Origin of the sequence: Methylobacterium sp. SD274 (assembly GCF_017355285.1) — a bacterium.
Taxonomy (GTDB): Bacteria; Pseudomonadota; Alphaproteobacteria; order Rhizobiales; family Beijerinckiaceae; genus Methylobacterium.
Genome location: NZ_JADIJP010000008.1, coordinates 68,342 through 88,804, shown reverse-complemented (window position 1 = coordinate 88,804; position 20,463 = coordinate 68,342). Strand labels below are relative to the sequence as shown.

Here is a 20,463-nt window from a genome sequence, read left to right as displayed (position 1 = left end):
TCCACGCCGACACATCCGAGTTTTATAAAAAGCCTTCGGGCGAATCGGCGCGTCCCGTTGCGCTCCCGAAAAGGGAGCCTGCGCCGAGCCGATCGGCCGGAATGCCTCTCAACCAATCTGCGCGGCACCCGAGCGGAGCCGTGCGCCACATAGCCCAGCGATCGATCGGGGCTCGCGCACCGTGTGCGTCCCCGCACCGCACTCGCCCCGCCACGCCGAGGTATCGCTGATCCGATGGAGACTCGTGCGAACTACGCCCTCGTCGGGGCTTTCACACTCGCGGTCGTCGTGGCGGCCTTCGGCTTCGTGTTCTGGCTCCAGGGCGGATCGCGCAGTCAGGTGCGCGAGAGCGTGCGCATCGTCTTCTCGGGCAGCGTCGGCGGCCTTGCCAAGGGTTCGACCGTGGCCTTCAACGGCATCAAGGTCGGTGAGGTGATGGATGTCCGCCTGCTGCCGCAGGACCCTCGCCGGGTCGTCGCGATGGTGGAAGTCGAACGGACCACGCCCCTGCGCGCCGACACCCGGGCCCGCCTCGATTCCGCGATGCTGACCGGCGTCTCCACCATCTCGCTCTCCGGCGGCAACGCCGATTCGCCGCCCCTGACGCCGGGTTCGGGCGACCAGACACCCACGATCTTTGCCGACAGTTCCGACATCCAGGACATGATGGCGGCGGCCAAGCAGATCGCCCAGCGCGCCGATGACGTGCTGCAGCGCCTCGACAAGCTGGTGGCCGGCAACGAGGGCGCCATCACCCGGACACTCGCCAACGTCGAATCGTTTTCCAAGACCCTGAACGATGCCGGGCCTGCGGTGAGTTCGCTGGTGAAGGCCATCGACGGGCAGAAGCTCAACCGCGTCATCGACAATGCCGAGCGCTTCTCCGCCGCGCTCAGCACCGCGAGCCCCGACATCGAGGGTGCGGTGAAGGACGCGCGCTCGCTTGCCGGCAAGCTCAACGCCTCGGCCGACCGGGTCGACAACGTGCTGAAGGGGGCCGAAAGCTTCCTCGGCTCCGCCTCGGGCCAAGCCGGGAGCAGCACCTTCGCCGAAGTCCGCGAGGCGGCGATCTCGGTGCGCGATGCCGGCAAGGCCTTCCGCACCCTGTCGGAGAATCTCGACAAGCGCACCTCCACCATCGCGTCGAGCTTCAGCCGCCTCAGCGGGACCGGGCGGCGCGAGGTCGAAGCCCTGTCCTCGGACGGCCAGCGCACCCTCAACACCCTGAACCGGACGGTGAAGAGCCTGGAGCGCGACCCGTCGCAGGTCATCTTCGGCGGCAAGCCATCGTTGCCAGAATACAACGGTGGCCGCTGAACCCGGCAAAGCCTAGCCGCATGTGTCCGGCGTCACGGCACGGAAACCGCTATGGCGTAGTTTACGGTTGCGCTTCTTGCAGCGCTGCACAGGTTTCCAGGCCCTTCGGATGACGTTTCGCTCGCATGCCCTGGCGCTCGCCTGCCTCTCCGCCCTGCTCGGCGGTTGTGGCGGCGGCGCGCCCATGACCTTCGACCTCGCCGCCCTGCCGAGTTCCGGCCGGCCGAGCGTGGCGGCGCGGTCGATTTCGGTGGCCGAGCCTGTCGGCCTCCAGCCCTTCGAGCAGGATCGCATCATCGTTCGTCAGGCCGGCGGCGCCCTGTCGTTCCTCGGCGGCGGACAATGGGCCGACCGCCTGCCGCGCCTCGTCCAGACACGGCTGATCCAGAGCCTCGAAAATTCCGGACGCCTGAAATCAGTGAGCCGCCCCGGCGACAAGATCGTGGCCGATTACGCGCTCATCAGCGAGATCCGCGCGTTCGACATCGCGTCCGGCTCGGGCGAAGCGGTGGTGGACATCTCGGCCAAGCTCATCACCGACGGCACCGGCAAGGTGGTCGCTGCCCGCATCTTCACCGCGCGCGTGCCGGTGGCCAAGGTCGAGGCGGGCAACGCCGCCATCGGTCTCGATGCCGCTCTCAGCGTCGTGCTCGCCGACATCGTTCGCTGGGTCAATTCCGGGCATTGACCGTCGTGTCGCGGTACTCCCCCGTGGAGGAGCCGCAGGTCGAGACGGGCAAGGACGCTCGGCGCCCCTACTCCATCACCGCCGCTTTCATGATCACGACCATGATCGCCTTGGCCGGCTCCGTACCGACGCAGCGCACTGTGTGCGGCCTGTCGCAGCGATAGCGCAGCGTCTCGCCCACCCGCGCCCGCTGGAAGGTGCCGGCCACCTCCACTTCGAGCGAACCCTCGGTGACGGTGAGGGATTCCACCGAGCCGCGCTGGTGCGGATCGGAATCGAGGACGCCGCCCGGATCGGCCGTGACCTCGTACCATTGCAGCCATTCCACCGTCTTGATCCAGCCGACGATGGCGAGGCGGATCTTGCCGTCGTCGGAAAGCAGGATCGGCGTGTCGGCGCGCGACGTCTTTTCGATGAACGGCTCTTCGTCGCTGGTGGCCAGCACGCGCTCGATGGAGACGTCGAGGGCCTGGCTCAGGCGCCAGATGGTCGCCAGGGTCGGGTTGGTCTCGTTGCGCTCGATCTGGCTGATGATCGATTTCGCCACGCCGGACTGCTCGGCGAGTTCGGAGAGTGAGAGGTTGTAGGCCTTGCGCAACCGCTGGATGGTCTTGCCGAGCTGGCCCGAGAGAACCTGTGCTCCGTTCAGGATATCCCGCTGCCGTCCCCGTTCGGGCGTCGTCGCCTGATCTTGCATTGTCCCAGAACCTATCGCGTCGTTCCGTACATCGAACGATCGTGCGGTACTTCAAACGCAATCAGGCATCCGATGCAAGGCGAAGGAGGCCAACTTCTCCCTCGTGTCAGTGCCAAAGGGCGTGGAAATGATGGACCGGTCCGTGCCCTCGTCCCACCGTCACGGAATTGGACGCGGCGATGGCGGCGGTGACGTAGCGTTTGGCCTGGGTGACGGCCTCCGTCAGGGAGAGGCCACGGGCCAAGCCCGCCGCCACGGCCGAGGACAGGGTGCAGCCGGTGCCGTGCGTGTTGCGGGTGTCGAGGCGCGCCGATGCGAAGCGCCGCAGCGTCCCGTCCGTGCTCATGAGGTGATCGACGCTCTCGGTGCCCTCCGCATGGCCTCCCTTGATGAGGACGGCGCGGGCCCCCATCGCCAGCAGCTTGCGTCCCTGCACGACCGCCTCGTTCTCGCTCTGCGCCACGGAGGCTCCGATTAGGGTCGCGGCCTCGGGCAGATTCGGCGTCACCAGATCGGCCAGGGGTAGGAGGTGCCGGCGCATGGCGTCCACCGCGTCGTCCGAGATGAGACGATCGCCGCTCGTCGCCACCATGACGGGATCGAGGATGATCGGGATGCCGGACGCATGACGGGTAAGTCCGGCGGCCACGGCTTCGATCACCGCGGGCTTCGACAGCATGCCGATCTTCACCGCCTTGACGGTGAGATCGGAGAAGACGCTATCGATCTGGGCGGCGATGAAATCGGCCGGCACGTCGTGAATCGCCTGCACGCCGAGGGTGTTCTGCGCCGTGAGGGCTGTGATGATGCTGGCGCCGTAGACCTTGAGCGCCGCGAAGGTCTTGAGATCGGCCTGGATACCGGCGCCGCCGCTGGAATCGGAGCCCGCTATGGTCACGGCGATGGGTGTCATGGCGTGTCTCGTCCCTTGCGTTGCGGCAACCCTAAACCATCGTCCGGAACGAGGGAATCCGGCCCGATTGAAAATGATTTTAGAACAGAGACTTAGAGAATTTTACCGCTCATTCGCCTGGCTCGCTGCCGAGAGCGCTCTCCGCCAAAGCGGATGCCGGTTCGGCGAAAAAGAGCACGGCGAAACAAAGGTCTCGAGATGTGCCCCGACCCAACGTGGTCGGGCGCAGCTCTAGACGGCCGCGCCCCTCGCCGCGAGGGCCGAATCCACCCGGAAGCGCAGGTCCCTGGCGCGCGCCTCCACCTCCTCGGCGGAAAACAGTGCGGAGATCAGGGCGATGCCGTCGGCGCCCGCCGCGATGATGGCGGCGGCGTTACTGCCGTCGATCCCGGCGATGGCCCCCACCGGAAAACCTGTGCCCCGGGCGAGGCGCGCCCGGAAGGCGATGCGCGAGAAACCGTCGAGCCCGACCGGCGGGTCGGGGTTGTCCTTGCTCGTCGTGGCGAAGACGCCGCCGATGCAGGCATAGTCTACGGGTAGGCGATAGAGCTCGTCGGCCTGAGCCGCCGATTTGAGAGTCAGGCCAATGATGGCGCGTGGGCCGAGAATGCGCCGCGCATCCGCCGGGTGCAGGTCCGACTGGCCGAGATGCACGCCCTCGGCCTCGGCAGCCAGAGCGAGATCGCAGCGATCGTTGACGAGGAGCGGCACCCCGGTGCCCGCGATGGCCGCGCGGATGGCGCGGATGCGCGCCAGCGAATCGCGCGCGTTCTCGATGGACTTCTCCCGGTATTGAAGAAGGGTACATCCGCCCGAGACGGCCTCGGCCGCCATATCGGCGAGGTCATCGCCGTCATCGCCACAGACGTCCACGTCGAGGATACCGTAGAGCCTCACGTCGACCGGCACGGTCGAGCCCAAGGCGGTGTCGCGTCCGATCACGTCGTTCCTCCGGTAAGCCCCAGCGCCCAGGTTCGAGCGGCGGCAATCTAAACGGGTGGCCGTGCCACGGGAAGCCGATCCGCACTGCTTCGCTTGCCGGCCCCGGCCCATCGGCCTACTCCCCGCCTCGACGAAGCACGGAGATTGGCATGACCACCGAAGCCGGGCGCACGCCGAAGCAGAAGATGATCGCGGGGGAACTCTACCACCCCGACGACGCGGAACTCGGTGCCGACCTGCGCGCCTGCCAGGTCTGGCTCGCGCGCTACAACGCCATGCTCGGCCGCCCCGCCGACGAGCGCCGGGTTCTGCTGCGCGAGACGTTGGCCAATGTCGGCGACGGGGCGGTGATCCGGCCGCCGTTCCATTGCGATTACGGCTTCAACATCAGCATCGGCGCCCACGTCTTCCTGAACTTCAACTGCGTCATCCTCGATTGCACGACGGTGACGATCGGCGACCGCACGCAGATCGGGCCGGGCGTCCAACTCCTCACGGCGGACCATCCCCGCGAGGCGGAGGCGCGCGAGGCCGGGCTGGAATTCGCACGCCCCATCGCCATCGGCCGCAATGTCTGGATCGGCGGCGGCGCGCTGATCCTGCCCGGCGTCACGGTGGGCGACCATGCGATCATCGGGGCCGGCGCCGTCGTCACCCGCGACGTGGCGCCCGGCGCGACAGTCGTCGGCAACCCGGCGCGGCCGGTACCCGCCAAGGTGTGAGGCGACGCGCGCATCGTTTCGCGCGTTGATTCCGGCAGGCAATCTGCCATGAGACCCATTCACGGACCGGGGGGCGGACAGGTGACGAGGGGGCAGGACGGATTTGCAGCGGAGGCGGCCGATGCGCTTCCCAATCCGTCGGCGGTCGGGCTCGTCGCCGTCATCGTCGCGGCGACGGATGGCGAGCCGCGCGCCCTCACCGTGAAGGTGCCGGGTCAGGCCTCGAGCCGCGAGACCGGATTGCCGTCCGGTCCCCTCGTGCCGGAGCACCCTACGCTGGAACGCGGTCTGCGAGCCTGGGTGGAGCGCCAGACCCAGCAGCGCCTCGGCTATGTGGAGCAGCTCTACACGTTCGGAGACCGAGACCGGCAAGGCGACGATTCGGGCGGCCTTCACTCTTTGTCCGTGGCCTATCTCGCTCTGGTCCGTGAGATGCGGTCGGCGGCGCTCGCGGAAGCGTCGTGGCACAATTGGTACGCGTTCCTTCCCTGGGAGGATTGGCGCGCGGGCCGGCCCGGGACCCTGGACGAGATCGAGGCCAAGCTCCTGGCCTGGGCGGCCGGGACATCCGATGCCAAGGTCCGGCGGCGGCGTGAGGACAGGCTCGGCCTCACCTTCGGCATCGGCGGCGGGGCCTGGAACGAGGAGCGCGTGCTCGAACGCTACGAACTCCTGTTCGAGGCCGGTCTGATCCCAGAAGCGCGGGGCCAGGCCGGGGAAGCGAATGCCACCGAATTCGCCACGACGGGCCGGCCCATGACGTTCGATCACCGCAGGGTGCTCGCCACGGCGATCGGACGCTTGCGTGGCAAGATCAAGTATCGCCCCGTGGTGTTCGAGCTGATGCCGCCGACCTTCACCCTGTTCCAGCTGCAGCGCACCGTGGAGGCGCTGTCGGGCGCCAATCTCCACAAGCAGAATTTCCGTCGACTCGTGGCCCAGCAGGGGCTGGTGGAGGAGACCGACGAAGTCACCAGCGGCGCCGCAGGGCGGCCTGCCCGCCTCGTCCGTTTCCGCCGCGAGGTGCTGCTGGAGCGCCCCGCGCCGGGCTTCCGGCTGACTCCGTCGCGACGGTCGCCCTGAGGCATCGCGTGTCGGCCCTGGCGACGCGGCAATCGCGGGTAGGGCCTACATTGCCGCCAGTATCGATTCCAGCATGGCGCGGCTCGTCTCGAGCGCCGTGATGCGCTCGTCCACCTCGCCGATGTGCCGGCGCAACGTTTGCCGAAGCTCGTCGCAGGGTTCGAATGCGCCGCGCCCGGCGAGCGCGCAGGGCAGGAACACGCGGATGACCGGCAAGGTCATTCCGGCCGCGCCGAGCGTCCTGATCCGCCGAACCGTGTCCTCGTCCAGCGGCGTGTAATCGCGATACCCGGAGGCGGTGCGCTCCGGCGCGAGCAGCCCCTCCCCTTCATAATAGCGCAGCATGCGCACGCTGACGCCCGTGCGCTTCGATAGCGTCCCGATCCGCATTGGCCGTTGACCCTGACAGTGCTGTCACGGATTAAGGCTGCGGCTCTTCGATGGAAACCAGTCGAGAGCGCTTTCCCATGACAGACGTCTTCGCCACCCGTGCTTGGATCGACGGGCGGATCGCCACGATCTCCGACCTCGCCCCCCTTGCCTTCGCCGGGTTCGCGCATTTTACCGCCATGCAGGTCCGTGACCGGCGCGTGAGAGGGTTGGACCTTCATCTGGAGCGCCTTCGAGACGGGTCGCAAGCGCTGTTCGGCTGCACCCTTCCTGAGGAGCGAATACGACACGCGCTTCGGATCGCCATCGCGGACGCCCCCGGCGACCTGTCGCTCACCGCGACAGTGTTCTCGCGCAATGGCGAGTTCCGCCTCGGCGGCGCAGCCGAAGTTGTCTCGATCCTGGTGCGGACTTTTCCGCCGAGCGACGGCCCCGCCGGCCCACTGAAACTGGCCCTCACGCCGCATGAGCGCTGGCGCCCGGAGGTCAAGCATGTGGGCGAATCGGCAAAGACCCATCTCCTGCGCGAGGCTGCCCGGATGGGTTTCGACGATGCCGCGTTCGTCGATCGTCTGGGGAGGATCGGCGAAGCGACGATCTGGAACCTGGCCTTCTGGGACGGAGTGTCGGTGACATGGCCGAAGGCCGACATCCTCGCCGGGGTCACGATGGGAATTCTCCGCCGGCGATTGACCGTCCTCGGTATCCCCCAGCGCGAGGCGGTCGTAGCGGCGGACGGGCTCCACGAGTTTGCCGGAGCCGTCGCGATGAATTCCTGGACGCCCGCCGTCGCCATCTCGTCCATCGGCACCGTCACCCTGCCGCGATCCGGCGAACTCAACGCCCTGCTGCATCGCACCTATCGGACCGAACCGGCACTCGACGTCTGAACGTCCTTGTTCCTGTATGCGATCTGGAACTATCGCGCTCGCCCACGAGGGAAGGGACGGCGGTGGCCGAGGATGACGTTTGCACAATATCGCAATGCAAAATGAATATGCTCAGGCTCAGCATATCTAGACAAGCGTATCTCACACGCCTACGTTAGTCGGCACAATGCTCAGATTGAGCATAATTGAGGACGCGACCATGGCGGCCACGAGTTTCCCGATCGACCGGGTTTCGACCCTGCCTCTGCCCGATATCTACGCCCGCGTGAGCCGGCATGTTCCGGCCATCGAATGGCCGGCCCTGGCCGACGACGTCGCGGCGATCCTGGAGCTGAAGAAGACCCGCAACGCGGTGATCCTCGCCCATAATTATCAGGCGCCCGAGATCTTCCACACCGTGTCGGACATCGTCGGCGACAGCCTGGCGCTGGCCCGCGAGGCGATCAATGTGGATGCCGACGTGATCGTGCTGGCCGGCGTCCATTTCATGGCGGAGACGGCCAAGCTGCTCAATCCGGGCAAGACCGTCCTGATTCCCGACATGCGGGCCGGGTGCTCGCTCGCCGATTCGATCACCGCCGCCGACGTGCGGGGCTTGCGCGAGAAGTATCCCGGCGTGCCGATCGTGACCTACGTCAACACCTCGGCCGCCGTGAAGGCGGAATCGGACGTGTGCTGCACCTCCGGCAACGCGGTGGACGTGGTGCGCTCGCTCAATGCGCCGCGCATCCTGATGATTCCCGACGAGTTCCTGGCGCAGAACGTCCAGGTTCTGGTGCCCGAGGTCGAGATCCTCACCTGGGCCGGCCATTGCGAGGTCCACGAGCAGTTCACCCCCGCCGATATCGACGAGGTGCGCGAGAGCTATCCCGGCGTCACCGTCATCGCCCATCCGGAATGCCCGCCCGACGTGGTGGCGGCATCGGACTTCTCGGGTTCGACCGCGATGATGATGAACTTCGTCACCGAGAAGCGGCCGCGTCAGGTGGTGCTCGTGACCGAGTGCTCCATGGGCGACAACATCGCCGCCGCGAACCCGGACATCGAGTTCATCAAGCCCTGCAACCTGTGCCCGCACATGAAGCGGATGTCGCTCCGGAACATCCGCCACGCCCTGGAGACCCTCACGCATGAGGTGACGGTGGAGCCGGAACTCGCCGAGCGCGCTCGCGCGGCGGTGGAGCGCATGCTCGCGGTGCGTCCGCGATGAACGCGCACTCCCCGTTCTCCTTCACCCTCCCCGGTTCGGACCGTGTGATCGTCGTGGGAGCCGGCGTCGCCGGTCTCGCCACGGCCTTGCGGCTCAGCCCCCGCCCGGTCACCCTCGTCACCGCTTCTCCCTTGGGAAGCGGCACGGCGACGGGCTGGGCGCAGGGCGGCATTGCCGCCGCCATGGCCGAGGACGATGCCGCCGCACTGCATGCGGCGGACACGGAAGCCGCCGGCGCCGGCCTCACCGATCCGGCCGTCGCCCTGCGGGTGGCGCAAGCTGGCCCCAGCCTGATCGACTGGCTCGTCGGCCTCGGCGCGCCCTTCGACCGGGATGCCGCCGGCGCCCTGGCGCTCGGCCTCGAAGCGGCGCATTCGCGCCGCCGCATCGTCCGGGCGGGCGGTGATTCCACCGGGCGGATGGTGCTCGACACGCTGCTGAAGGCCGTCGCGCTGACGCCCTCCATCGAGATCCTGGTCGCCAATGTCCGCGGCCTGCTGCAGGACGAGAGCGGCGCCGTCGCCGGCCTGATCTGCGAGCGCGACGGTGCCTCGGTGCGGCTCGAAGCGCGGTCGGTCGTGCTCTCCACCGGCGGGCTCGGCTCCCTCTACGCCTCCACCACCAACCCGCGCGGGGCGACCGGCCGAGGGCTGGCGCTGGCGGCGCGCGCCGGGGCGACCTTGCGCGACATGGAGTTCGTGCAGTTCCACCCCACCGCCATCTCGGTGGGACTGGACCCTATGCCGCTCGCCACCGAAGCCCTGCGCGGCGAAGGCGCGCGGTTGATCGACAGCGAGGGCGAACCGGTGATGGCCGGTATCGCCGGGGGCGATCTCGCTCCCCGCGACGTAGTCGCCCGGGCGATCTTCCAGGCCAGGCGGCGCGGCACCGAGGTGTTTCTCGATTGCCGTGGTGCCCTCGGCGCCCGCATGGCGACGCGGTTCCCCACCGTGGCCGGCCTCTGCGCCGCCTCCGGCATCGATCCGCAACGCCAGCCGATCCCCGTGCGCCCGGCCGCGCATTACCATATGGGCGGCATCAAGGTGGACGGCACCGGCGCCAGCACCGTGCCCGGCCTGTTCGCCTGCGGCGAGGTCGCCTCCACCGGACTGCACGGCGCGAACCGCCTCGCCAGCAATTCGCTCCTCGAGGCGATGGCCTTCGCCCCCTGGATCGCCGAGGCCGTCGCCTCCGTTGCCGCCCCGGGTCCGGCTTCGATCGCCGAGCCGTGCCGGCGTGACGACGCCGATCACGACGCGATCCGCCGGATCATGGAAGCCGATGTCGGGGTGGTGCGCGACGCGGATGGCCTGACCGAGGCTGTGCGCCATCTGGCGTCGGCGGCGAGGCAGGGCTCCGACTCGGCCCTCACCGGCTTGATGGTCGCGACCTCGGCCCTGTCCCGCCTGGAGAGCCGAGGCGCCCATTGGCGCAGCGACCACCCGGATCAGGCCCCCGCCCGGCACAGCGAAGTGACCCTGGCCGAGGTCTGGCGGATGGCGGAGACCGTCTCGGCCGATGCGGTCGCTCCGGTTTAGATCGGACGACCGGAATCGTCTTGGGATGATCCCACCCATCGACCTCATCCTGAAGTGCCCGCGCGAGCGGGCCTCGAAGGAGAGTTCCAGCTACCCCATGCGAGATGGAGGCCTCCTTCGAGGGCTCCGCTTCGCTCCGCCACCTCAGGACGAGGTCAGTGGGCGGACCGTCGGCCCCCTTCCAGCGACCCTCTTACGAGCGAACCCATGAGCGATGCCCGTCTCGTCCCCCTCCCCCGTCTCCTCGTGGAGCCGATCGTCCGCGCGGCTTTGCTCGAAGATCTCGGCCGCGCCGGCGACATCACCACCGATGCGATCGTGCCCGTCGATGCCCGCCTCTCCGGCGTCATCGCCGCCCGGCAGGATGGGGTGATCTCCGGCGTCGATGCGGCCATCATCGCCTTCGCGCTGATCGATCCGGCCGTGTCGGTCATCGTCGAACGCGGCGACGGCGCGCGGGTCTCCCCCGGCGACGTGGTGATCCGGCTCGACGGTCCGGCGCGCGCCATCCTCACCGCCGAGCGCGTGGCGCTGAACCTCCTGTGCCGCATGTCCGGCGTGGCCACCGCCACCGCAGGGCTCGTGGAGGCCGCGCGGCCGCACGGCAAAGCGCGGATCGTCTGCACCCGCAAGACCACGCCGGGCCTGCGCTCCCTGGAGAAGCATGCCGTCCGGGCCGGGGGCGGCTCCAACCACCGCTACGGCCTCGACGATGCCGTGCTCATCAAGGACAACCACGTCGCCGTGGCCGGCGGGATCGTTCCCGCCATCGAACGGGCACGGGCCTATTCCGGGCATCTCGTGAAGATCGAGATCGAGGTCGACACTCTGGATCAACTGGCGGAAGCCCTGTCGGTCCGCGCCGATGCGGTGCTCCTCGACAACATGTCACCGGACCAGCTGCGGGAGGCCGTGCGGATGATCGACGGGCGCGCCATTGCGGAGGCCTCGGGCCGCATCAACCGTGAGACGGTGGGCGCCATCGCCGCCTCCGGCGTCGACTTGATCTCCAGCGGCTGGATCACGCATAGCGCACCGATCATCGATCTCGGCCTCGACGCGGTCTGATCTGGCGTATTCGGACGTCCGACGCGGGTCCGGTTCCGCCGCGTCGGATATTGTTCCCGGCTGACAGGGTCCCCTAATAATAATCCCTGCGAATACGGCTAAGCCGCCACACTGTGGCCACGGAGTCACGACCCCGCCACAACCATCGCTTCATCGCGAATTCAGCTTGGCTTTGGGGCGGCAGCGTTTACGTCTTGGCGATCGGAAAACGGTATCCTGCGTTGCGTTACCGACCGTGTTTCCCCAACGTTTCGCCTGCCTTCGAGAGGCTTTGATGCGCCGTATCGCCCCCGCCCTGTCCGGGCTCGTCTGCATGGTTGGTGTTTGGGCCTCGCCCGCCGCCGCCTATGAGATCGACCCGCTTACCCGTCAGCCCCTGGACAACGCGCTGGTGCTGCGCGTGCGTCCGCAGGCGGAGCCTGCCCCGGCCGTCGTGGCGGTGCCCACCGCCAACGCCTCGCTCAACCCGGCCGACCCGATGGCCTCGGCCGTGCCGCAGATGTCGGCGATCCAGCGCGAGCAGGTCGCCTTCGGCGGCAATTACGCTCCCGGCACCATCGTGGTCTCCACGGCCGAGCGCCGTCTCTATTACGTGCTCGGCGGCGGTCAGGCCCTGCGCTACGGCGTCGGCGTCGGTCGTCCCGGCTTCACCTGGGGCGGCACCCAGACCATCACGATGAAGCGGGAATGGCCCGATTGGCGTCCCCCGGCCGAAATGCTGCGCCGTCGTCCCGACCTGCCGCGCTTCATGAAGGGCGGCATCGAGAACCCGCTCGGCGCCCGCGCCATGTATCTCGGCGGCTCGATCTACCGCATCCACGGCTCCAACGAGCCGGAGACGATCGGCACCGCCGTCTCGTCTGGCTGCATCCGCATGACCAACGACGACGTGGCCGATCTCTACACCCGCGCCAAGGTCGGCGCGAAGGTCATCGTCCAGCGCTGATCGTCTTCGACACGCTTCGAACTAAAAAAGGCCGGCGGAAACACCGGCCTTTTTCATGTTCCTCGGTAGAATGCGTTCCGGCCTGGCTATTTCGACACCGACAGGAACCGCGACAGCAGCCAGAGCGGCACCACCACCACGGCACCGGCGAGGATCCAGCGGCCGAAATCATGGAAGGTCTCGAATCCGAGATCGATGAGCGCGCGGCCCGCATCGTAGATGTGCCAGAACAGCAGGCCGGGCGTGACACCCAGCATCGCCATGATGGCGCCGACGAGAATGGACAGGAACAGCAGCTTCACCAGCACGGCCATGGGCGAGCCGCCGAGGAAGCGGCGCAGGGCCGAACGCGGTTCTCCATCGGAATAGCCACTGCCGACCGGGGGACGGCCCTGGTACGGTCCCTGTCGGCGGGGGTCGTTGTCGACGATCATGCTGTCATCCTCTGGCCGTGGTCCGACGGCCGAACTCTCTCGGACATATGGGGCCTCATCGGCTTCTCTGAAGCCGGCGAACCCGGCGGAAGCGTGACCGATGCGACACACCCGAACGAAACCGTCTATCCATTGGGGCGTTAGGCCGTCTCGTGCCGGCAAGGCGACTGGCATCGGTGCGGGCTTCGCCCACATTCGACCCTCCCGCCCGAACGCTGCTTCGGCCCCACACTGGATGAGACGAACCGTTCCATGATCGACCACGCCCTCTTCGACCCGGCGACGATCGATCCGGAGACCCACCGCCTGAACGCCGAGATCATCGCGGCCCATGCGGCCCAGGCCGATCCCTGGTCGATTCCCCTTTCCGAAGTGCGCGCGCGCCGCCGGCAGGGAACCCAGGCCTCTCCGGCGATGCCGCGCAGCGCGCGCGCCGAGACGGTGGTCATCGACGGCCCGGGCGGCCCGCTCTCTCTGAGGGTCATCCGGCCCGACGCGAAGAAGTGGCAGAAGCTCCGCGGAGCCTACCTCCACATCCACCGGGGTGGCTGGGTCTGGGGCGCCGCCGACGAGCAGGATCCGTGGCTGGAGCGGATAGCCGATACCTGTGGCTTCGTCTGCCTGTCGGTGGAATACCGCCTTGCCCCGGAACATCCCTATCCGGCGGCTTTGGAAGATTGCGAGGCGGCGGCCCTGTGGCTCGCAGGTCCCGGCAAGGCCGAGTTCGGCATCTCTGCACTCACCATCGGCGGTGAATCGGCCGGCGCGCATCTGGCGGTCATGACCCTGCTGCGCTTGCGCGACCGGCACAACCTGCCCCGCGCCTTCCGCGGCGCCAACCTCAATGCCGGGTTCTTCGACCTCGGTTTGACCCCCAGCGTCCGCAACTGGGGCGAGACCCGCCTCGTGGTGAACACCAAGGACCTCACCACCTTCGCCAACGATTACGTCCGCGACGGCATCGACCGGCGCCGGCCCGACGTGTCGCCGCTCTATGCCGATCTGAAGGGCCTGCCGCCCGCCCTGTTCTCGGTGGGCACGCACGATCCGCTGCTCGACGACACGCTCTACATGTCGTCCCGCTGGGCGGCGGCCGGCAATGGCGGCCATACCGCGATCTATCCCGGCGGCTGCCACATCTTCGTGCGCTATCCCGGTGCGATGACCGGACGCGCCCTCGAACTGATCGACCGGTTCCTGATGGCTCTGGCTTGACGATCCTTGCCTGAGGGCCGGCTTCCCGCGCCGTTCGAGGCTTGGTTCGCCTCGCGCGGCTGGGCGCCCCGTCCGCATCAGCTTGACCTCCTCGGCATCGTCGGCGAAGGGCGCTCGGCCCTGCTGGTGGCGCCGACAGGGGCCGGCAAGACGCTGGCTGGCTTCCTTCCGAGCCTCGTCGCCCTGTCCGAATGCGCGCCATCGCGAAAAGCGCGGGGGCTTCACACCCTCTACATCTCGCCGTTGAAAGCCCTTGCGGTGGACATCGCCCGGAATCTCGAAGCGCCCATCGCCGAGATGGGCCTGCCGATCCGGGTCGAGACCCGTACCGGCGACACGCCCTCGCACAAGCGCACGCGCCAGATCGAGCGCCCGCCCGACATCCTGCTGACGACGCCGGAACAGCTCGCTTTGCTCATCGCCCATCGCGAGGCGGCCGAGCTTTTCGCCACCCTCTCCTGCGTGGTGCTCGACGAGTTGCACGCCCTCGTCACCTCGAAGCGGGGCGACCTGCTGTCGCTCGGATTGGCGCGGCTCCACCGCCTCAGCCCGAAACTCACCGCCATCGGGCTGTCCGCCACCGTGCGCGAGCCGGACGATCTGAGGCGGTATCTGGTGCCGCAGGGCTCGATGACCCTCCCCCCTCTGCGGGGGAGGGTGCCTGCGGAGCAGGCGGGAGAGGGGGCGACCTCTCCGGAACCGGCGCTCCCCTCTCCCGACCCGCTTCGCGGGCCACCCTCCCCCGCAGAGGGGGGAGGGTTAGGTGATGCCATGGCCGACCTCGTCGTCGTGAAAGGCGGCGCAGCACCCGACCTCCACCTGCTCGATACCGGCCTGACCCTGCCGCTGGCCGGCCACACCGCCAGTCAGGCGATGCCGGCGATCTACGAACTGATCGAGGCGCACCGGACGGTGCTGGTCTTCGTCAATACCCGGCTCCAGGCCGAGTACACCTTCCAGGAACTCTGGCGCATCAACGAGGCGTCGCTGCCGATCGCGCTCCATCACGGCTCCCTCGATGCCAGCCAGCGGCGGCGGGTGGAGGCGGCCATGGCGGCGGGGCAATTGCGGGCCATCGTCTGCACCGCGACCCTCGATCTCGGCATCGATTGGGGTGATGTCGACCTCGTGGTGAATATCGGCGCACCGAAAGGCGCGAGCCGGATCATGCAGCGGATCGGGCGCGCCAACCACCGCATGGACGAGCCGTCGAAGGCTTATCTCGTCCCCGGCAACCGCTTCGAGATCCTCGAATGCCAGGCCGCCCTCGACGCGGTGGAGGAAGCCGCACAGGACACGCCGGATGCCCGGCTCGGCGCGCCGGACGTTCTGGCCCAGCATGTCCTCGGCATGGCCTGCGCTGATGCGTTCGATCCGCTGCAGCTCTACGAGGAGATCGTCTCGGCCGCGCCCTTCGCGACGTTGTCCTGGGAGGATTTCGAGGCCGTTGTCGATTACGTGGCGACGGGGGGCTACGCGCTGCGGGCCTATGAGCGGTTCGCGAAGATCCTGCGCGGGCCGGACGGGCTGTGGCGGGTGCGCGATGCGCGGATCGCCCAGCAATACCGCATGAATGTCGGCACCATCGTCGAATCCGCCAAGGTGAAGGTGCGCCTCGCGCGCGGCGTCCGCGGCAAGCCGGGCGCCATCCTGCCCAAGGGCGGGCGCGTTCTCGGCGAGATCGAAGAGGATTTCGCCGATACCCTGACGCCGGGCGACACCTTCCTCTTCGCCGGGGAAGTGCTGCGCTTCGAGGGCCTGTCCGAGGACGAGGCCCTGGCGAGCAAGGCCGGGCCGGGCACCGACCCGGCGATCCCGTCCTATGCGGGAGCGAAGTTTCCGCTCTCGACCTTCCTCGCCGCCCGCGTGCGCGCCCTCATCGCCGATCCGTTCGAATGGGACAGGCTGCCGAAACAGGTGGCGGACTACCTCGTCCAGCAGCGCAGCCGCTCGATCCTGCCGGGGCCCGACGGCCTCCTCGTGGAGACGTTCCCACGGGCGAAGCGGCATTACCTCACCGCTTTCCCTTTCGAGGGGCGGCTGGCTCACCAGACCCTCGGCATGCTGCTTACCCGCCGCCTGGAGCGGGCGGGTTTGCGTCCCCTTGGTTTTGCCGCCAACGATTACGGCATCGCCATCTGGATGACCCGCGACGTGAGCGAGGCCATCGCCCGCGAGCCCGGCTTCCTCGGCGCCTTGTTCGCCGAGGACATGCTCGGTGACGATCTCGAAGCCTGGCTCGACGAATCCTCGATGATGAAGCGCACGTTTCGCCAATGCGCCGTCATTGCCGGGCTGATCGAGCGACGCTATCCGGGCCAGAAGAAGACCGGGCGGCAGGTCACCATGTCCACCGACCTGGTCTACGACGTGCTGCGCAAGCACCAGCCCGACCACCTGCTCCTGCGCGCCGCGCGGCAGGATGCGGCAACCGGACTCCTCGACGTCGCCCGCCTCGGCATGATGTTGAGGCGCATCCAGGGGCGAATCACCCACAAGGCGCTGGACCGCGTCTCGCCGCTCTCCGTGTCCGTCATGCTCGAAATCGGGCGCGAGAAGGTCTACGGCGAGGGCGCGGACGAGATCCTGGCGGAGGCCGAGGCGCAGCTTCTCGAAGAAGCGCTCGGGTGACGATTCGGTGACGCGCCCCTTCCCCGGATTAGAGGATGCGATCTTGGCGCTCGGCCAGAAACTCGAACGGACCATCAAGACCCCCGGCCTGACGCTGGCCGGCGAAGCGCTCACCCTCGACCTCTGCGGCGGGTTGTGGCTCGCCGCGCACCGGACCCTGATCGTCTCCGACCTGCATCTGGAGAAGGGCTCGGCCTATGCCGCGCGCTCGGGCCAGTTCCTGCCGCCCTACGATACCCGCGAGACCCTGGCCTGCCTGCACGAAGCGGTGGTCCGCTTCGACCCGGCCTGCGTCGTGGCTTTGGGCGATTCCTTCCACGATTCGCGCGGCCCGGAACGGATGGAGCCCGGCGACCGGGCCATGATCGCCGCCCTCCAGGAAGGCCGGGACTGGGTCTGGATCGCCGGCAACCACGACCATGCCGTCTCCGAGGGCGTCGGCGGGCGCTATGCCGAGACGCTGGCGCTCGGTGGACTCACCCTGCGGCACGAGCCGCTGCCGGATGCGCCGGAGGGCGAGATCGCCGGGCATCTGCATCCCTGCGGCAAGGTCGCCATGCGCGGCCGCGCGGTTCGGCGCCGCTGCTTCGTCACCGACGGTAAGCGCCTGGTGATGCCGGCTTTCGGTGCCTATGCGGGCGGCCTCAACGTGCGCAACCCGGCCTTCGATCCGCTGTTTCCTGCCGGCTTCACCGCGCATCTCCTGGGAGACGGCCGGGTCTTCGCCATCGGCAAGGCGATGCTGGCGCGGGACTGAGCGCCACCCGGCCGCGTGCCGTCTCTTCAGGCCTTGATGTCGGCGAAGGCTCCGACGACTTTCTCCCGGCCTTGCTTCACCAGTTCCTCGATCTTTTCCTTGATCGCCTGGTTGATCTTTTCGAGCTCCTTCTGCGGCATCCCGGCCAACGCTTCCTCCGTGAGGCCCATCTTCTTGAGGATCTCTTCGCGGATCTTCTCGGCTGGCGTCATCTTGGCATATTTCAGGAAGTCGTCCTTCGCCGACGCCTCCGTCGATCCTGACGGTGTCGTGCGGATGGGGTAGCTCGCTCCCGGGGCGGATATTCCGTTGAGACCGATGGACATGGCGGCACGACTTTCCCAGTGACACACGCCTGCATTGCAAAAACGCCGCCGTCGGTAGTGGCGTGAAATCCTGTTTCATGTCAGATACTTAGAGAAACCCCATCGCCGCTGGGGCGTCCCGCGCGGCAAATCCTGCCCGGCCATCGCTGCCGAGCGACGATGGCGGCATGGGGGCACTCTCCGATCTAAGGGCATCGTCGATCGGGTTCATGGGTCGACGACCCGGGGAGTATGGACCATCCCAACCAATCGCCTCATCCTGCGGCGCCGCAGCGCAGCGGAGGCCTCGAAGGATGAGGTCGCGTTTCGGTCAGGTGAGCAGGCGGCCGAGGGCGAACGAGACGATCAGGCCCGCATGCAGGGAGGCCAATCCGCAACCGATCGGAGGCCACCACGCGGTCGTCTTGGATTCCATCGCTACCCCCGGCCCGGAATGGTGGTCGCCCCATACCCTCCAGGCAGGGAGGTCTGTCTCTACCGAGGGTGATCGAATCTCCGATACAGTGGTGTCGAATGCGAATCGCAGCGGAGCCAGGGCACGGTCATGCTTCAAGCGCTCATCGTCGGGGCCGGCCCGGTCGGCCTCACCCTCGCCGCCGAACTCGCCCGATACGGCATCGGCATCCGCCTGATCGACAAGAGCCCGCAGCCGACGCAGACCTCGAAGGCGCTCGTGGTCTGGCCGCGCACCCTCGAACTCATGGACCGGATGGGCTGCAGGCAGGCCTTCCTCGATGCCGGTCTGCGCGTCCATGGAGCGGCCCTGCGCAGCGCCGGTAGCATCCTCGGCCATATCTGGTTCGACGCCGTCGCCAGCAGCTACAACTTCGCCCTCATGATCCCGCAGCGGGAGACCGAGCGCCTGCTGATCGAGCATCTCGCCACGTTCGGCGTCGCGGTGGAGCGCGAGGTGGAACTCGTGAGCTTCGTGACGGGTGACGAGCATGTCGAAGCGACGCTGCGCCACGCGGACGGTGCCGAGGAGACCATCTCGGCATCCTGGCTCATCGGCTGCGACGGCGCGCACAGCACCGTGCGGCACGGGCTCGACCTGGCTTTCCAGGGCACGGCCCAGGGGGACGACTGGCTCCTCGCCGATATCCGCGTTGAGGGCGACGACGCACCGCCCGGCGACGAGATCGCGACCTATCTCCACCGGGACGGGCCGCTCGTGGTCTTCCCGATCCCCGGCAGCCGCGCGCGAGTGATCGCGCAGGTCGGCAAGACCGATCCGGCGCATCCGCGCCCGGACCCGACCCTCGGCGACGTACAGGCCCTGGTGGACCAGCGCGCGGGCGGCTTTCGTGTCGTCGATCCGGTCTGGCTCACGCATTTCCGCATCAACGAGCGCAAGGTCTCGCGATATTCGCAGGGGCGCGCGATCCTGGCCGGCGACGCGGCGCATATCCATAGCCCCGCCGGTGGCCAGGGCATGAATACCGGCATGCAGGACGCCACCAACCTCGCCTGGAAACTGGCGATGGTGGAGCGGGGGCAAGCTGCGCCCTCACTGCTCGACAGCTACAGCCCCGAGCGGAGCGCCGTCGGCGACATGGTGCTGCGCAATGCCGCCCGGCTCACCGACATGGCGACCCTGTCGAACCCCGTGGCGCAGGGATTCCGCAACCTCGCGCTCCGGTTCATGCTCGGCTTCCACGCAGTGCAGGACAAGATGGCGGCGACGATGAGCGAGGTGGAGATCGCCTATACCGACAGCCCGCTCTCTCACGGCCCCGAGGCGGGAATGCGCTGGGCGCCGGAGCACGATGACGGAAAGCCCCACGGCTCCGGCCCGGTGCCGCTCTTCGTCCTCTACGCGGCAGATACGGCACGGGGAGCGAGCTTCGCGGCGCGGTATCCCGCCCTGCTCGAACCGACGCCGCGACGCCCGCCCGATGGCGACCGGCTGATCCTTGTCCGGCCCGACGGCTATGTGGGCTTTTCCGGCATCGGCAAGGCTTGGGACGAGGCGGAGCGCTACCTCTCGCGGCTCGGCCCCGACCGGCCCTGAAAGCTCAGGCCGCGATCAGCAGCGCGCAGCCGGCCACGACCGACAGGATGAGCCGCAGACGTCCGAGCCAGGTCGGCACGAGGCCGCGCCGGACGAGGTCGAGATCGACGAAGCCCCAGCCGAGGACGAGCAGGCCGAGCACGCGCAGGTCCCACGGCATGGGAAAGGCCAGGGCTGCCCAGGCGATGAGGGAGGGCAGGATGGCGATGACGTAGTCGCGCCCGCCCGCTCCGCCCGACGCGGCCGCGCCCCAGCGAATGCCGCCGAGGAACGACGCGATCACCGCGCCATAGGTCGAGAGGATGGTGCGTGGGGCCAGCCCGACATTGCCGAGGCCACCATCGCTGCCGCTGAGGGAAAGAGCTGCGAACCCCAGAAAGGGAATGAGGCCGGCGACGCCGAGAACGAGGGCTGATGTCGGTATGGGCGTCACACGCGCCATCGAATCTCCGGCTCCATTGGTCCGTGATCCCGCGATCGTCCGCGATCCGCGGCCAGGATCTCATCTGCCGTGACTATACACGGTTCTCGCCGCGCGAAACGTCCCGCCGATCCAGAGCCGCCGACGGATCGAGTCGCGTCCGGGTTCAGGTAAAGCTCTGAACAAGAACGTTGATTCGACTTCGCTCCGCCCGCGTCGACGCTACGCGCGTCGCTATCACGCGCAGTCCATGTCCGCGTGCGA

Annotated in this window: 20 protein-coding genes; 13 read left to right on the top strand and 7 right to left on the bottom strand. The window is 68.2% G+C overall.

All coding sequences use genetic code 11. From position 1 onward, the window contains the following. Positions 1–234: 234 nt before the first annotated feature. Positions 235–1,317 carry an MlaD family protein gene (locus IPV08_RS09535; protein ID WP_056426158.1) on the top strand — a complete coding sequence of 361 codons (1,083 nt, stop codon included), beginning with the start codon at positions 235–237 and terminating at the stop codon, positions 1,315–1,317. A gap of 109 nt (positions 1,318–1,426) precedes the next feature. Further along, positions 1,427–2,005, top strand: coding sequence for an ABC-type transport auxiliary lipoprotein family protein (locus IPV08_RS09530; protein WP_056426259.1), 579 nt, complete (start codon positions 1,427–1,429; stop codon positions 2,003–2,005). 67 nt (positions 2,006–2,072) lie between these two features. Here IPV08_RS09530 and IPV08_RS09525 read toward each other — a convergent pair whose 3' ends face one another. The 3 genes from IPV08_RS09525 to thiE form a co-directional block, all read right to left on the bottom strand. Beyond that, complete coding sequence (locus IPV08_RS09525; protein WP_056426161.1) at positions 2,073–2,702, bottom strand: XRE family transcriptional regulator; 630 nt, start codon at positions 2,700–2,702, stop codon at positions 2,073–2,075. Between the two features lie 106 nt (positions 2,703–2,808). Beyond that, positions 2,809–3,615, bottom strand: coding sequence for a bifunctional hydroxymethylpyrimidine kinase/phosphomethylpyrimidine kinase (thiD, locus tag IPV08_RS09520; RefSeq protein ID WP_207411669.1), 807 nt, complete (start codon positions 3,613–3,615; stop codon positions 2,809–2,811). A gap of 231 nt (positions 3,616–3,846) precedes the next feature. After that, a complete protein-coding gene (thiE, locus tag IPV08_RS09515) occupies positions 3,847–4,557 on the bottom strand; it encodes a thiamine phosphate synthase (protein ID WP_207411668.1) in 711 nt (236 codons plus the stop codon). Between the two features lie 149 nt (positions 4,558–4,706). Here thiE and IPV08_RS09510 point away from each other — a divergent pair, with 149 nt between their 5' ends. Further along, positions 4,707–5,279, top strand: coding sequence for a sugar O-acetyltransferase (locus tag IPV08_RS09510; RefSeq protein WP_207411667.1), 573 nt, complete (start codon positions 4,707–4,709; stop codon positions 5,277–5,279). 48 nt (positions 5,280–5,327) lie between these two features. After that, the gene (locus tag IPV08_RS09505) at positions 5,328–6,362 is read left to right on the top strand and encodes a hypothetical protein (protein WP_210348326.1); all 1,035 of its coding nucleotides are present in this window, start codon (positions 5,328–5,330) and stop codon (positions 6,360–6,362) included. Between the two features lie 45 nt (positions 6,363–6,407). Here the strand turns inward: IPV08_RS09505 and IPV08_RS09500 are convergent, their stop codons facing one another. Continuing rightward, positions 6,408–6,752 (bottom strand): MerR family transcriptional regulator, encoded by a 345-nt coding sequence (locus IPV08_RS09500; protein ID WP_207411666.1) that lies wholly within the window; start codon positions 6,750–6,752, stop codon positions 6,408–6,410. Between the two features lie 77 nt (positions 6,753–6,829). Here IPV08_RS09500 and IPV08_RS09495 point away from each other — a divergent pair, with 77 nt between their 5' ends. The 5 genes from IPV08_RS09495 (at position 6,830) to IPV08_RS09475 (ending at position 12,404) form a co-directional block, all read left to right on the top strand. Further along, a complete protein-coding gene (locus IPV08_RS09495) occupies positions 6,830–7,642 on the top strand; it encodes an aminotransferase class IV family protein (protein ID WP_207411665.1) in 813 nt (270 codons plus the stop codon). A gap of 199 nt (positions 7,643–7,841) precedes the next feature. Then, on the top strand, positions 7,842–8,852 hold the full coding sequence (nadA, locus tag IPV08_RS09490; RefSeq protein WP_207411664.1) for a quinolinate synthase NadA: 1,011 nt from the start codon (positions 7,842–7,844) through the stop codon (positions 8,850–8,852). After that, positions 8,849–10,390, top strand: coding sequence for an L-aspartate oxidase (locus tag IPV08_RS09485; protein ID WP_207411663.1), 1,542 nt, complete (start codon positions 8,849–8,851; stop codon positions 10,388–10,390). The genes nadA and IPV08_RS09485 overlap by 4 nt, the downstream gene beginning before the upstream one ends. Before the next feature lie 207 nt (positions 10,391–10,597). Continuing rightward, on the top strand, positions 10,598–11,458 hold the full coding sequence (gene nadC, locus IPV08_RS09480; protein WP_207411662.1) for a carboxylating nicotinate-nucleotide diphosphorylase: 861 nt from the start codon (positions 10,598–10,600) through the stop codon (positions 11,456–11,458). A gap of 274 nt (positions 11,459–11,732) precedes the next feature. Next, complete coding sequence (locus IPV08_RS09475; RefSeq protein ID WP_056426189.1) at positions 11,733–12,404, top strand: L,D-transpeptidase; 672 nt, start codon at positions 11,733–11,735, stop codon at positions 12,402–12,404. A gap of 86 nt (positions 12,405–12,490) precedes the next feature. Here IPV08_RS09475 and IPV08_RS09470 read toward each other — a convergent pair whose 3' ends face one another. Then, positions 12,491–12,838, bottom strand: coding sequence for a DUF6460 domain-containing protein (locus IPV08_RS09470; protein WP_056452303.1), 348 nt, complete (start codon positions 12,836–12,838; stop codon positions 12,491–12,493). Between the two features lie 252 nt (positions 12,839–13,090). Between IPV08_RS09470 and IPV08_RS09465 the strand changes: the two genes are divergently transcribed. Genes IPV08_RS09465 through pdeM form a run of 3 tightly spaced genes read left to right on the top strand, consistent with a single transcriptional unit; the run spans position 13,091 to position 17,441 of the window. Then, positions 13,091–14,053, top strand: a complete 963-nt coding sequence (locus tag IPV08_RS09465; RefSeq protein ID WP_207411661.1) for an alpha/beta hydrolase — start codon at positions 13,091–13,093, stop codon at positions 14,051–14,053. Between the two features lie 6 nt (positions 14,054–14,059). Then, positions 14,060–16,684: a ligase-associated DNA damage response DEXH box helicase gene (locus IPV08_RS09460; RefSeq protein WP_207411660.1), complete on the top strand. Its 2,625-nt coding sequence runs from the start codon at positions 14,060–14,062 to the stop codon at positions 16,682–16,684. A 43-nt stretch (positions 16,685–16,727) separates the two neighbouring features. Next, positions 16,728–17,441 (top strand): ligase-associated DNA damage response endonuclease PdeM, encoded by a 714-nt coding sequence (pdeM, locus tag IPV08_RS09455; RefSeq protein WP_207411741.1) that lies wholly within the window; start codon positions 16,728–16,730, stop codon positions 17,439–17,441. Between the two features lie 26 nt (positions 17,442–17,467). Here the strand turns inward: pdeM and IPV08_RS09450 are convergent, their stop codons facing one another. After that, on the bottom strand, positions 17,468–17,767 hold the full coding sequence (locus IPV08_RS09450; protein WP_207411659.1) for a hypothetical protein: 300 nt from the start codon (positions 17,765–17,767) through the stop codon (positions 17,468–17,470). A 544-nt stretch (positions 17,768–18,311) separates the two neighbouring features. Here IPV08_RS09450 and IPV08_RS09445 point away from each other — a divergent pair. Next, positions 18,312–19,778, top strand: coding sequence for an FAD-dependent monooxygenase (locus IPV08_RS09445; RefSeq protein WP_207411658.1), 1,467 nt, complete (start codon positions 18,312–18,314; stop codon positions 19,776–19,778). Positions 19,779–19,782: 4 nt separating this feature from the next. Here the strand turns inward: IPV08_RS09445 and IPV08_RS09440 are convergent, their stop codons facing one another. Continuing rightward, positions 19,783–20,220, bottom strand: a complete 438-nt coding sequence (locus tag IPV08_RS09440) for a DUF3429 domain-containing protein (protein WP_056426211.1) — start codon at positions 20,218–20,220, stop codon at positions 19,783–19,785. Positions 20,221–20,463 lie beyond the last annotated feature (243 nt).